Raw genomic sequence first — 13,563 nt, 5'->3', positions numbered from 1 at the left:
CGCGACAATCAGGAACGGATGCGAGGGTGCCCCGGCGCGCACCGGGATCGTGCGCACCGGGGACCCGGAGGTGCCGCTAGCGCGAGATCCGCCCTGAGTAGGCGGACAGGTCTCTCGGAGTGAAGTCCTCTCCCGTGATCTCGATCAGGTGGACCCGGTACAGTCCTGCGAGCCCCCGGTCGGGGACCTGGAACTCCAGGATCCGGCCCTCGGAGAGCGTGCCCGCCACGATGACCTCCCTTCGGATTCCGCCGTCGGCGGTTTCCGCCTCGGACTCGAAAACCTCAAGCCCGGGCGCTCGGAGCGACGCGATGTCCGGGCCCTCGACGGCCAGCCATACGCCTCCGAGGCGCGCGCCGGCCGGCGCGGCCAACTCGACCGAGAGGAAACCGGGGGCTGGTTCCGCGGTTGCTGCCTCCATGAGGCCGGGTCGGCCGTCACATCCCCACGTGAGGGTGAGGAGCGCGAGGCACGCGAGTGCGGTGGGTGCCCGGCGCCAGCGCTTTCGGCCACGCCTGTACTGCCGGCGGCCACGCGGATGGCTGTGTAACCGCCGTCTCCTCGGACTGTTGGACCGCTCGGCCCGCCGGCAGCGGGCAGCCCAGGAGAGCATGTCGCCCAGATCGTAACGGCCGTTGCGGTTGCCGAGCCGGTCCAGCGCGTTCAGTTGCGCCTTACCCAGCCTGGTCTCTCCGAGCAGCGCCGCTGCCGCCACTTCCGGCGTCACGTCGCCGAGGAGATCGAGCGCCTCCGCGAGGCCGTCCTGCTGTGGCCCATCGTCACCACTCCGGTCCGCTGAACTCGCGTCGTCGTCCCGGATGTTGACGACGAGGTCCGCGCCGCGCCCGTCGTAGCCGCCGCCCGAGGCTCTCACCCAGAGGCCCACCCGTTCGTTCGACGTGTCGGCGTCGTGAGCCGCCGTTACCGTGACGCCCCAACCCCCGTTCCAGTAGGGCAGGCCGAACGTCCAGGTCGACCAGTCGACCTCGAGGTCCGTTCCGTCCGTTCCGGTGACCGTCACCGTCACTTCGCTTGTCGGCGCGCTCGTCGGCACGACCAGGAAATGGGCTCCGTCCTCATCTCCCTCATCGATCGTCAACTCGGCCGGCGCCACCATGAGGCGGTCCGGCGGAAGGTCGACCAACAGGCTGTTGGCTCCGGGCTGGTTTCCATCGCTCGTCGCCACGGATCTCGCGGCTCCGCGATGGACGATGCCCCACAATTGCCCGTCCTGATCCGGCATCGCCTTCACCGTGTACTCCAGGCCCTCGCGGATGACCGCGTAGTCCCAGACGAGTACGGCGATGGTCGTGGTGTCGATCGTCGTGCGGGACTGAGTCTGCCACCGGATATCTTCCTGCGCGAAGCCTTCGACTCGCTCGCTGAAGGTGAAGCGCGCGGTGAACGGGCCCGTCGCGACCCCGGCCGTATACTCGTCGCGTGGCGGCTCGACGCCCTCGAAGGTGATCTCCACCCTGGGGCCCGGGAATCGGTCGATGAGACGAATGGTCCCGCTGCCGATCACGTCACCATCGTGGTCAGCTCGGAACCTGATCTCCTCGTCCCCTTCCTCACGGTCGTCGTCGCGCGCAGTGAAGGTCACGCCGACGGCGTTGGAACCGGCCATCAGGACCACCTGGTGGTCCTCGACGATGTCGTCGGCGTCCGCCGGGATCACGTCGTAGTCGTAGCCCGCGATGGCGTCCCCGCGCAGCCTGAAGGTGAGGATCCGGTCGTCCGCGAACGTCTTGCCGTTGGTGATCGAGACGGTCGCGGTGGAGGAAGTCTCGCCCTCTTCCCGGATCTCCTCCTCGCTCACCGATAGACCGAGTTCGGGAACGTCCTCGTCATCGGTGATCTGCACCGGGGTCGCGCAGTTGTCCTGGCACCGGGCGCCCTCGAGGTCCGAGAGCTGCACCTCGCCCGGGTGACCGGGGGGCATTTCGAGAATCAGCGAGAAGGCCTCGGTGCCTTCGAACGAATCATCGTCTACCAGCGTCAGCGCCAACTCATGTCGCGCCTCCCACACGCCGCCGGTGAGCGCGAAGTTCGCTTCGGGCAGGTTGATCGCCTCGCTGACGGCCTGGTAGTCCCCGGGGGACCCCGCGGTCCCGCTCCTGGCACTCACTATGAAATTGATACTCGCCCCGCGCGGCATCCCGGCCGCCGCCCGCGCGACAAGCGCCACGGACGGATCTGACACGTCCTCCCCGAAGCGGTAGGAGGAGTCGGCGAACGACACCTTGATCGCCGGGCCCTCCTGCGAGACGACGTACGCCGTCTCCGTCGCGTCGCCCGTGTCGTAGCCGGTCACGGAGTCGATCGTCGCCGTGAGGCTGCCGCTCTCAGTGACGTTCGACGAAAACAGGGCCCGAGACAGGCTGACACTGGCCCTGCTCCCGCGCGCCGCGAAGTTCAACCGGAAAGAAGTGCGCGACAGCCAATTCTCGTCCTGTGTCACCTGCAGAGTCACCGCCACGGGAGCGTCGAGCGGTGCCTCGCGGGTGGCCGTCAGCACCAGAGTTTCCAGGCCCGCTATGATGGTGTCGCGGCTCGCGGCCAGCGTGATCTTCGGCAGAACCTCCAGGATGCGGATGGTCTGCGTGCTCCCGATGGTGTCGCCGCCGAGAGTCGCCGAGACCTCGATCGTCTCGTTCCCTTCCACGGAATCATCGTCGACCGCCGTCAGCGTCACGGCAACCGAGGTAGAGTCCACCAGCATGATGACTTGATGATCTGATGTCATATCATCACCATCGGCCGGCGCGACCGTGTAGTCGGTGCCCTCGGTCGCCGTGCCGCCGAACGCGAACGTTACCGTCTGATCAGCGGCGAATGTCTTGCCGTTGGTGATTGACACGGTCGCGGTGGACGATGCCTCCTCCTCCTCGCTGATCTCATCCGCGCTGACCGAGAGGCCCAGATCGGGTATGTCCTCGTCGTCGTCGATGAACACCAGGTATCGGCACTCGCCATCCCCCGAGCACGGGGTCGTGTCGGGGTTGAGAAGCTGGATCTCCGCTCTTATGGTTCCCGCGGCATACTCCAGGCGCATCCGGAAGCGCTCTCGTCCTTCGCGGATCTGGTCGTCGAGCAGCATCACGGCAACGCTGTCACGCGCCACCCACCGGCCGTTTTCCATCGCCCAGTCCTCCAGGCGCACGGTCTTCGCAATATCCGTATAGTCCACGTTCCCAACCGCGGTGAGTTCCGGAATGGAGTCCGATCTGCCTTCAGTCGACAGCGAGAAAAAAACACGTGCTCCGCGCGGCACGCCGGCAGCCATCCGGGCGGTCACGACCACGGCGGTGCTGTCCGCGTCTTCCTCAAACACATAGGAACTCTGCGAGAGCGAAACGGTGACCGCCGGGCCCGCCTGCGAAACCACGAACACGGTCGCAGTCGCCTCGCCCGTATCGTAACCGTCGACCGCATCCACGACCGCCGTGAGATCGCCGCTTTCGACGACGCTCGTGGAGAAATCGTTCGTCGCGAGAGCCAGGCCGGTTTCCGCGGCGCCCGCGCTGAAAGTCAAATCGTGGGATGTGTCGAAGAGCCAGTTCTGCTCCTGTGTCAGCCGCACCGTCACGGTCAGGGCGTCCTCGAGCGGCGCCTCGCGCGTTAGCGTTATCGTCAGAGTCTCCAGGCCCACGATGAGCGTGTCGCGGCTCGTGGCCACGGTGATCTGCGGCATCTGGACCTGAAGTGCGAGTAGTGTCTGCGCCTGCGCCGCAGTGCCCGCACCGACCGCCAGCGCGATCAGAAGGGCCCGCCCGGAGAGCCGCGAGCGGCGAATCCTGCTCCACCGACGGCTGCGAAAGGAAAGGCGTTCCAGGCGAAAGAGATATATGGGCCAACGTCTGTATGCCGATTGCATGTGCGACCCCTGTCTTCATTGGAGAGCTCCGGTGTCGTTGCATCACGACGCCTCCGTGACCTGGGTCGGTCCCGCTGCGTTCACATCATTGAGATACTGGCCCTGCGAAGGATTCGTTCCCCCGCTCGCGCGGGGAAGGTGACGGCGAGGTGGACCAGTGGGCTCGAACGCCGGACGGGCGCTCAGTCGGAGCGCGCCGCTCCCCTGAAGAAGTCGCGCAGCGCGCGGATGACGAGCGCATCCTCGCCCTCGCGCAGGAGGCGGGTGCGGATGGTCATCAGGTAGGCGAGTCGCGGTTCGGCGGCCATGAGCCCGGCCTTTACCTCGTCGGTAGCGAGCGGGACGACCTCGGGGTCCCAGGTCAGTTCCACATCCTCGTAGCCCGCCGTGTTCGTAACGACCGCGGCGGTGAGGCCGGGGATACCCGCCAGCGCTAGTGCGATGCGGCGGGCCATCTCCGACCAGCCCGCGACCCAGGCCTCGACGTCACGCTCGACGTAGCGGTCCAGTGCGACGACGAGGCCGACGATCTCCTCCTTGCCGACCTTCATGCCGCGTCCGATGGCGTCGTTCGGCGAAGCGTTGAGGCGGGCCGCCTCGATGAGGTCGGCACGGCCGGCCAGGATCCCGGACGACTGGTCCGCCGATCCCCTTGCCGCCGCTGATGACGATGAGATCGGCCCCAGCCCCCACGAACTCGGTCAGCCCCACGCCGGTCGGGAGGTCGGACGCCATGTCGACCAGAACGGGGACGCCAGCCTCCCGTCCGATGGCGATCTGCTCGCGCACCGTCATGACTTCCGGCCCGGGAGCCGGCGCCCAGTCCACGGGGGCGGGGGGCGCGAACATGGTCTGTCGTTCGGCGGTCGCGAGGGCGGCGATCATCGCGGTGCGCTCCGAGAGCTGTGCCCGGAAGTCCTCCCGCGTTTCCGCCTCGACGATCGTCATCCCGGCGTCCCGGTAGGCGCGGTCGTAGCCGAACCGGTGCGGCGTTTGGATCAGACACTCCCGCCGCGGCCAGTCGGGGCGGGGAAGGGCGTGGACCCGCTCGGGGTCCGTGCCGGTCAGGCAACCGGCGGCCCCGAGCACCATGGCCGAGAAGCCGCCCGCGGTGACCAGCGCCGCCTCGGTCCCGAGCCGCTCGGCGATCCGCGCCCCCGCCGCCTCCAGCAACTCGTTCATGTCGACGAAGAACTCGTTCGCCTCGGCCATGGCCGCGATGACCTCGGGGTCCATGCGGCCGCCGCCGAGCCGGGAGACGTGCTCGTGCGCCGGCAGATGCGGTCGGACGCCGAGGAGGCGCGTGTAGATGTTGTCGCGGTAGCGTTCGGCGAGGGCGCCAGGGTCGGTCGGCCAGCCCTCCGCACCCGTTTGAGCCTCGCCTCCCCCGCCGGGCCCGCACCCCGAGAGGCCGATCGTGAGCCCGGCCGCACCGGCCCCCGTCCGGATCACGAAGCCGCGGCGGTCGACGGTCACGACCGAGTGGTGGAGGCCGGGGGCGGAGGTCGGGTCACAACTGCTTCACCTCCTCCGCGATCCGGGCGAGGGCTTCCGACGCGTCTCCGAAGAACATCCGATTGTTCCGCAGATAGAAGAGCGGGTTGTCGATCCCGGCGTACCCCACGGAGAGCGAGCGCTTGATGACGATGCACGTCTTCGCCCGGTCCGTCTCGATGATCGGCATGCCCCCGATCGGGCTCGAGGGATCGTCGCGCGCGAGCGGGTTCACGACATCGTTCGCGCCCACCACCACGGCGACATCGATGTTCTCCATGTCGGGGTTCACATCCTCGGGCTCGCAGAGCTGCTCGTAGGGCACGTTCGCCTCGGCGAGGAGGACGTTCATGTGGCCGGGCATCCGCCCCGCCACCGGGTGTACGCAGTAGCGCACCGAGACGCCGCGCTCGGTCAGCATGTCCGCCAGTTCGCGGACCCGGTGCTGTGCCTGGGCCACGGCGAGTCCGTAGCCCGGGACGAAAATGACCTGCGAGGCGTACCCCAGGACCATGGCGGAGTCCTCGGCATCGATCGGCGTCGCCACCCGGTCGCCGTCCGCCGCGCGCCCCGCGGTCGCCGCGCCCGTGCCGAACGCGCTGAACAGCACGTTCGTGAGCGAGCGGTTCATCGCGCGGCACATGATGCCGGTGAGGATGAGTCCCGAGGCGCCGACCAGCGCGCCCGAAATGATGAGCGCGTTGTTCTCGAGCACGAACCCCGCCGAGGCCGCTGCGAGCCCCGAGTAGGAGTTGAGCAGCGCCACCACGACCGGCATGTCCGCGCCCCCGATCGGGATCACGAACAGGACGCCGAGGATGAGGGCGGCCACGATGAGGCCCCCGTAGATGAAGAGACTGGACTCGAACCCGACCAGATAGACCGCCACGACCAGCGCGACCGCCAGGAAGAGTCCGGCGGAGAACTTCACGAGCGGGTTCGAGATCGCGTTGCCGGTCACGAACCCCTGCAGCTTCCCGAACGCGATCATGCTGCCGGAGAAGGTGACGGCGCCGATCAACGTCCCGGCCATGATCGACACGCCGGAGTCGATGGCGAGCGTCTCCGAGCCGCTCACGCGCAGATACTCCCCGACCGCGACGAGACCGGAAGCGGCCCCGCCGAACCCGTTGAAGACCGCCACCATCTCCGGCATGGACGTCATCTTCACGGTCCGGGCCATGAACGCCCCGATGAGTCCGCCGGCGGCGAGACCGACGATGATCCAGGTGAAGCCGAGGATCTCGCGGTCGAGCAGCGTCGCGATGACGGCGAGCAGCATACCGATTGCGGCGAGCCGGTTGCCGCCCGCCGCGGTCTCCGGATGGCTGAGCCGCTTGATCCCGAGGATGAAGAGCACGGCGGACGCCAGATAGGCGAGCGGGATGAAGGTCGACAGTCCTCCTGAGATTTCCATCGCTAGCTCGCGTCCTTGCTCTTGAACATCTGGAGCATGCGGTCGGTGACGAGGAAGCCGCCGACGACGTTGATCGTGGCGAGGATCAGCGCCGCCAGCCCGATCCACCGCATGAGGGGCGCGTCTCCGGCACGTCCGATCACGAGCAGCGCGCCCACGATCGAGATCCCCGAGATCGCGTTGGATCCCGACATGAGGGGGGTGTGCAGCGTAGGCGGCACCTTCGTGATGAGTTCGAAGCCCACGAACATCGCGAGCACGAACACGTACAGTCCGATCAGCAGCGTTCCTTCCATCAGGCAGGCCTTGTGTGAGATGTCATGGGATGAAGTGTCACGGGGCCACGTGTCATGCGCCGAACCGGACCTCGCCCGCGTGCGTCACGCAGCAGGGTCCGATCACATCGTCGCCCAGGTCCACCGTGACACCGTCCTCGCCGATCATCGGTTTCACGAGCGCCGACAGGTTGCGCCCGAGCAACTGGCTGGCGTGGTAGGGCAGCGACCCCGGCACGTTGAGCGGGGCGTGGATCGTGACCCCGCGCTCGACGACCGTCTCCCCGGGTGTGGACAGCGAGCAGTTGCCCCCGGCCTCGCCCGCGAGATCGACGATCACCGAGCCATGTTTCATGCCCTCTACCGTCGCCTCGGAGATCAGCACGGGCGCCGGACGTCCGGGCACGAGCGCCGTCGTGATGACAACGTCCGCCCGCGTGATATGCTGCTCCAGCAGTTCCCGCTGCCGGGCCTGCTCCGCCTCCTCCAGCTCCTTGGCGTAGCCGCCTTCGGTCTCCGCGTCCTCAGCCGCGCCCTCCTGCAGGTCCACGAACTTCGCTCCGAGGCTCTCGACCTCTTCGCGCACGGCAGCTCGAATGTCGTAGCCCCAGGTGTCCGCGCCGAGACGGCGAGCGGTGGCGAGCGCCTGCAGCCCCGCAACGCCCGCCCCGAGCACGAGGACGCGCGCGGGTGAGAGCGTCCCTGCCGCCGTCATGAGGAGCGGAAAGATCCTCCCAAGCGAGTTCGCGGCGAGGAGAACGGCCTTGTACCCGGCGAGATTGCTCTGCGACGAAAGCGCGTCCATCGATTGGGCCCGAGTGATCCTCGGCACGAGTTCCAGCGCGAGCGTCGTGACCGCCCGCCCCGCCAGATGCTCGATCAAGGCCCCGTTCTCGTGTGGCCGGAGGAGGCAGGCGAGGACCGTGCCCTCCCGGAGTCCGTCCGCCTCGGCTTCGGAGGGTGGGGCAACCTTGAACACGATGTCGGCCTCGCCCAGCAGCCGACCCTCGTCGGGAATGATCTCCACGCCGACGTCCTCGTAGGCCGCATCGGGGAAGCCGGCCGCGTGTCCCGCCCCCGCCTCGATGGCGATCGACACGTCATCCGAGAGCAGACGCTTGGCTCCGTCCGGCGTGAGGGCGACCCGCGACTCCCCGGCGGTGGTCTCCCGCGGGACACAGATTCGAACGCTCAAGGGTGTCTCCCATCATCCACAGTATTGATCCACGGTCTTGCTGCGTGTACGGCGGCGCATTCCTGCGCAGGGTTCGGACGCGCGGCCACGGTCCGGGCGCGAATCTTGAGAGCCCGACCGCCGCGCGCAACGCGCAGCTGTCCCGGTGAGACCGCCGCCGCCCCGGAGCGGCCCTGTCGATTGCGCCGGAGCCCCGCGGAACGCCTATTCATGCTGCCGGCGCAGGCGCGAAGGATCCCGCCAGCGGGCGCCGTGCCTCGCGCCATATCCCTGCCAAGGAGGAACCATGTCCCGCCGTTCGTTCGCCGCTCTGGCCGCGCTGATCCCGGCCCTGTCGATTGCCGCCGCCGCGGACGTGTCCGCCCAGGACGCGATCGCGCTCGCCATCGCGCCTATCCCCACGGAATCGGAGCAGGCGACGGCGAAGGTGATGCAGAAGCAGGGGGACGGGTGGGTGACGCTGCGCGAGGGCGCCGGACCCTTCATCTGCATCGCGGACGACCCGGGCGCCGACGGTTTCCACTCCGCGTGCTACCACGAATCGCTCGAGCCCTACATGGCGCGCGGTCGCGCACTCACATCGCAGGGCGTTACGGGTCGGGAAAACGTCGAGATGCGAATGGCAGAGATCGAGGCGGAGACGCTGGAGATGCCGAGCTACGCCATCCTGCACGCCATCTACGCGGGCGAGGGCTGGTCCGGAGACATGGACGCCGTGCTGAGGCATCAGGCCGTCATCTACACGCCCTTCGCGACGGCCGAAGACCTGGGCCTCCCCACGAGCGCGACGAGGGGCGCGTGGTTGATGGGCGCCGGCACGGCGAACTCGCACATCATGATTACGCCCTGACCGGCCTTACCGCACAGCGAATCACGGGACATGGCCGAGATCACACGACACCAGTTGAGTGCGCTGCTCCTTAGCGCGCTCCAAGACAGGGGATTGGGCGCGCGCGACCTCTTCGAAGGTCGCCAGGAACCGCTGTCCTGGTTCTTCCGTGCGGTGGCGTACGATCAGTCGGAACTCGACATCCTCGAGTCCGGCGCGCTGGATGCCCTCCACGCGCCGTCCGCGATGGTGGAACTGGTCATCGACGAGATGGCGCTCGGACTCGCCAACATCGGGACCGAGGGCCTCGGAACCTACCTGGCCTCGCCCGCATCGGATGTCCCCGGCCACGAAGGCCCGGAACTCGATCCCGAGGTGATGCTCGGATACGTCCACATCGACGTCGCGCCTCCCGCCCTCTGGCTGGACGAGCGGGAGTCGGACCCCTCTCGTAACGATGCGCTCGCCACCCGCCTGTCCAGGGTCGCGCAGGATGTGGGGACGGTCTCCGACACCGTCGAGGTACACATCGAAGGCGCCCTCGACCCGGGTGGGGGATGGACCGATCCGGGGGAGAGCGTTCGCCCCGCCGGGGTCGCGGTCCATTTCACCTTCGACATCCCGCTCGTCGGCACGGGGAAACGAGAACTCGCCGCCGTGTTCGCGCGCGCGGCGGAGGGGGCCCGCGACGCGGTGGAGGGGATGCGGTCCGTCTTCCGCGGAGACCACGAATAGCCGCCCGCGGCAAAACCCGCTTCCGCGTTCCTCTTGCCGCGGCCTTCGCGGCCGGCCTCTTCACCGCCTGCGAAGCCTCGTCCCCCCCGGTCTCGATCGACTGGGTCGAGGGGGACGGATACCGCGAGCGACTCCTCTCGTTCGACGGACGGCCCGTAGGCGGCTTCACCACGCTGACACCTCGAAGAACGGGCATCGAGGCGATCCCCTCCGTTTCACGGGAGGCCCGGCTCGCGAACCGGACGCTCATTCACGGGGTGGGCGTGGCGCTCGGAGACGTGGACGGGGACGGCTGGGTCGACCTCTACCTCTGCATGCTGGACCAGCCGAACGTCCTCTACCGCAACCTCGGAGGCTGGCGCTTCGAGGACGTGACGGAGCGCTCCGGGGCCGGGCTCGGCGACCGGATGTCGCGGGGCGCCGTCCTCGCGGACGCGGACGGAGACGACGACCTCGACCTCTTCGTGGCTGTACACGGGGGGACGAACGCGCTCCTCCTGAACGACGGGAGCGGGATCTTCGAGGAAGTGGAATCGGGGTTCGATGGCGAGTGGGGGAGCAGCACGCTGGCGCTCGCCGATATCGACGGCGACGAGGACCTCGACGCGTACTTCGCCAACTACAAGACGGTCCAGGGAGATGACCTCTTCAGCCCCGCGGAACGGAGCCTGCGCGGGATGGTGGAGCAGGTCGGCGACGAGTTCGTGATCACGCCCCCTTTCGACGAGCACTACCGGTTCGAACTCGAGGGCGAGCGGGCGCTGCGCTTCGAACTCGCGGACCCCGACGAACTGTACCTGAACGACGGGACGGGGGGCTTCGCGCCGGTCGACCTCGCAGGGGGCGTTTTTCAGGACGCAGATGGCGAGCCGATCTTCAGCGCCCCCCGCGACTGGGGACTCGTGGCGCGCTTTTTCGATGCCGACGACGACGGGGACGCCGACCTCTTCGTCGCCAACGACCTGGGAAGCCGGGACGGGTTCTGGCTCAACGAGGGCGGCATCTTCACCGCCGCGTCGGGGCTCGCCCTGCGCACCGAAAGCGCCTCCTCAATGGGGGTCGACTTCTCCGACATCGATGGGGACGGCGACACGGATTTCGTGACGGCGGAGATGCTGTCTCGGGATCCCGTCCGGCGTCGCGGACAGGTGGCCCTCGGCACTGCGGGGTGGACGCCCCCCGGCGAGCACGGAGTGCGGGCGTCCGCAGATCGGAACACCCTGCAACTCAACCGCGGCGATGGAACCTGGGCCGAGACCGCGCGAGCCGCGGGGCTCGATGCCTCGGAATGGACGTGGGGCGCGATGTTCCTCGACGTCGATCTCGATGGCTACGAGGATCTCCTGATCACGAACGGGCACGGGTGGGATCCGCTCGACGGGGATACGCAGGAGGCGCTCCGCACGGGCCGCATCCAGGTGGACTGGCGCGAGGAACTCGGCGTGTTTCCGCCTCTGCGGCTGCGCAACCTCGCCTTCCGGAACCTCGGGGACGGGACGTTCGCCGAGACGGGACGCGACTGGGAATACGGGCCGGAGCCCGACGTGAGCCACGCGATCGCCGCGGCGGATCTCGACCGCGACGGGGACCGCGATGTCGTTATCACGCGGCTGGACGAACCACCCCTCATCCTGCGGAACGACGCCGGGAGCGCGCGGGTCGCCCTGCGGGTGCTGGGGGAGGGCGGGAACACGCAGGCGATCGGCGCGCGCGTCGTGCTCGCCGGAACATCCGCGGCAGGTCCGGGCGCGCCGGATCAGACGCGGCAGGTCACATCCGGCGGGCTCTATCTGTCGGGTTCGGATCCAGGGCTCGCGTTCGCCATGGGCGAGCGTGAGGAGGCGAGGGCGACGATCATCTGGCCTTCAGGTCGGCGCCGGACGCTTCAGGTGCGCGCGAATCGCGCCTATGAGGTGGGGCCGCCGGGGGAGGGCATGGGCGAGTCGCCGGTGCCGGGAAGCAGCCCGGCGCTGTTTGCGGGACCCGAGGCCGTCGGGCGGCACGGCGAGTCGGCCTTCGATGAGCTGGCCCGGCAGCCGCTGGTGCCGCTCGAGCTGTCACGGGGCGGCCCGGGTGTGGCGTGGGCGGACATCGATGCGGATGGTGACCCGGACCTGCTCGTCGGGGCGGGGGCGGGTGGCCGCGCCCAGCTCGCCGTCAACGAAGCCGGGCGGCTGGCGGTCCCGGTGCCCATCGGCGCCCCCGCCGTCGGCGACCACACGTCGATCCTCGCGCTTCCCACGCCCGAGCGGCCGGTCATCATCGCCGGCGTCAGCAGTTGGGAGGCACGCTCGCCGGCCGAGCTCGACGCGATTCCGCCCCTCGCCCGCCTCGATGCAGGCCCCGCGCCGGCCGTACCGCCGACCCGCCACGCGACGGGCCCCCTGGCGGCCGCCGATGTCGACGCGGACGGCGACCTCGACCTTTTCGCCGGCGCCCGGGCCACCCCCGGCGCCTATCCGCTGCCTGCCGACTCGAGACTGTTCCTGGCCGATGGCGACGACTGGCTCGTCGATGCGGAAGCCGCCGAGACGCTGCGGCAGATCGGGCTCGTCTCCGGGGCGGTGTTCTCCGATGTCGATGGTGACGGCGATCCCGACCTCGTCCTCGCATTGGAGTGGGGACCGGTGCGGCTACTGGAGAACGACGGGGGACGCTTCACCGACGCGACGAATGACTGGGGGCTGGGAACGATCACCGGGCGCTGGAACGGCATTGCGACGGGCGATTTCAACGGCGATGGCCGCCCGGACCTGGTGGTGACGGCCTGGGGCACGAACACCGGGCTTCGTGCGACCCCCGAGCGGCCCGTCGGCGTGGTCGCATCCGACTTCGACGGGAACGGACTCGTCGATCTCATCGAGTTCGAGACCACAGTGGACGGCATCCGGCGGCCCGTGCGCGACTACCTCACGCTCGGAAGGACGCTCCCCTTCCTGCGGCGGGCGGCACCAAACTTCGAGGCGTTCGCGCGGAGTTCCGTCGAAGACCTCCTCGGGGCGGGCCGTTCGGGGCTCTACCCGGCGAGCGCCACGACGCTCCTCCACACGGTCTTCCTCAATGCCGCAGAGCGGTTCGAGGCGCACCCGCTACCGGCGGAGGTCCAGCTCGCCCCGGCCTTCGGGGTGGTCGTGGCGGACTTCGACCGGGATGGGAACGAGGACCTCTTCCTGGCGCAGAACTACCTCGCGACGCCGCAGGGTTTGCCCCGTCACGACGCGGGTCGTGGCGCCGTGTTGCTCGGTGACGGGGCGGGCGGGTTCCGGATCCTCGACGCGGCCCGAAGCGGAGTCGAGGTGTACGGCGACGCCCGCGCCGCCGCCGCGGCCGACTTCGATGGGGATGGGCGCTGGGACCTGGCCGTCGGGCAGAACGGAGCTGAAACCGTCATCTTCCGCGGGCAGGGCGGACGGCCGGGGTTGCGCGTACGACTGTCCGCCCCGGGCGGATCTGCGGGCGGTGCGGGAGCGCGGCTGCGCCCGACGTACGCTGATGGCACCGAGGGTCCCGCCAGGGAGATCCAGGCCGGAAGCGGGTATTGGTCCTTCAACGGATCCGTGCAGGTACTGGGGCGTGCGGCGGACATCCGCGCCGTGATGGTGCGCTGGCCGGACGGCACGCAGGAGACGTTCGAGATGGAAGCCGTGGTGCCGGAGGCCGGCGCGCTGGAGGTCACGCTGAGAAAAGGCGAAGGTTCGTGAAGGGCGGCGACGCGTCAGCCCGAGCGTGGAACCGACGGAG

At 69.0% G+C, this 13,563-nt stretch carries 9 protein-coding genes; 3 read left to right on the top strand and 6 right to left on the bottom strand.

The window, feature by feature from the left end:
* Positions 1-76: 76 nt before the first annotated feature.
* The 6 genes from ACOOGH_RS09725 to ACOOGH_RS09700 form a co-directional block, all read right to left on the bottom strand.
* Complete coding sequence (locus ACOOGH_RS09725; RefSeq protein ID WP_420448723.1) at positions 77-3,694, bottom strand: Calx-beta domain-containing protein; 3,618 nt, start codon at positions 3,692-3,694, stop codon at positions 77-79.
* A gap of 365 nt (positions 3,695-4,059) precedes the next feature.
* Positions 4,060-4,428, bottom strand: a complete 369-nt coding sequence (locus tag ACOOGH_RS09720; protein ID WP_420448722.1) for a hypothetical protein — start codon at positions 4,426-4,428, stop codon at positions 4,060-4,062.
* On the bottom strand, positions 4,364-5,353 hold the full coding sequence (locus ACOOGH_RS09715; RefSeq protein ID WP_420448721.1) for a hypothetical protein: 990 nt from the start codon (positions 5,351-5,353) through the stop codon (positions 4,364-4,366). Before ACOOGH_RS09715 ends, ACOOGH_RS09720 begins: the two co-directional genes overlap by 65 nt.
* A gap of 34 nt (positions 5,354-5,387) precedes the next feature.
* Positions 5,388-6,782 carry an NAD(P)(+) transhydrogenase (Re/Si-specific) subunit beta gene (locus tag ACOOGH_RS09710; protein ID WP_420450103.1) on the bottom strand — a complete coding sequence of 465 codons (1,395 nt, stop codon included), beginning with the start codon at positions 6,780-6,782 and terminating at the stop codon, positions 5,388-5,390.
* Between the two features lie 8 nt (positions 6,783-6,790).
* Positions 6,791-7,084 carry an NAD(P) transhydrogenase subunit alpha gene (locus ACOOGH_RS09705; RefSeq protein ID WP_420448720.1) on the bottom strand — a complete coding sequence of 98 codons (294 nt, stop codon included), beginning with the start codon at positions 7,082-7,084 and terminating at the stop codon, positions 6,791-6,793.
* Between the two features lie 52 nt (positions 7,085-7,136).
* Complete coding sequence (locus ACOOGH_RS09700) at positions 7,137-8,258, bottom strand: Re/Si-specific NAD(P)(+) transhydrogenase subunit alpha (RefSeq protein ID WP_420448719.1); 1,122 nt, start codon at positions 8,256-8,258, stop codon at positions 7,137-7,139.
* A 286-nt stretch (positions 8,259-8,544) separates the two neighbouring features.
* On the opposite strand from ACOOGH_RS09700, the gene ACOOGH_RS09695 reads away from it, so the two are divergent.
* The 3 genes from ACOOGH_RS09695 (at position 8,545) to ACOOGH_RS09685 (ending at position 13,523) form a co-directional block, all read left to right on the top strand.
* Entirely contained in the window at positions 8,545-9,108 is a 564-nt protein-coding gene (locus ACOOGH_RS09695) for a hypothetical protein (protein ID WP_420448718.1), read from the top strand.
* A 30-nt stretch (positions 9,109-9,138) separates the two neighbouring features.
* Complete coding sequence (locus ACOOGH_RS09690; RefSeq protein WP_420448717.1) at positions 9,139-9,822, top strand: hypothetical protein; 684 nt, start codon at positions 9,139-9,141, stop codon at positions 9,820-9,822.
* A 263-nt stretch (positions 9,823-10,085) separates the two neighbouring features.
* Positions 10,086-13,523 carry an FG-GAP-like repeat-containing protein gene (locus tag ACOOGH_RS09685; RefSeq protein ID WP_420448716.1) on the top strand — a complete coding sequence of 1,146 codons (3,438 nt, stop codon included), beginning with the start codon at positions 10,086-10,088 and terminating at the stop codon, positions 13,521-13,523.
* Positions 13,524-13,563: the final 40 nt, after the last annotated feature.

It is taken from the genome of Candidatus Palauibacter sp. (assembly GCF_965213655.1).
In the GTDB taxonomy this organism is placed as follows: Bacteria; Gemmatimonadota; Gemmatimonadetes; order Palauibacterales; family Palauibacteraceae; genus Palauibacter.
This window is presented reverse-complemented; position numbering and strand designations above follow the sequence as displayed.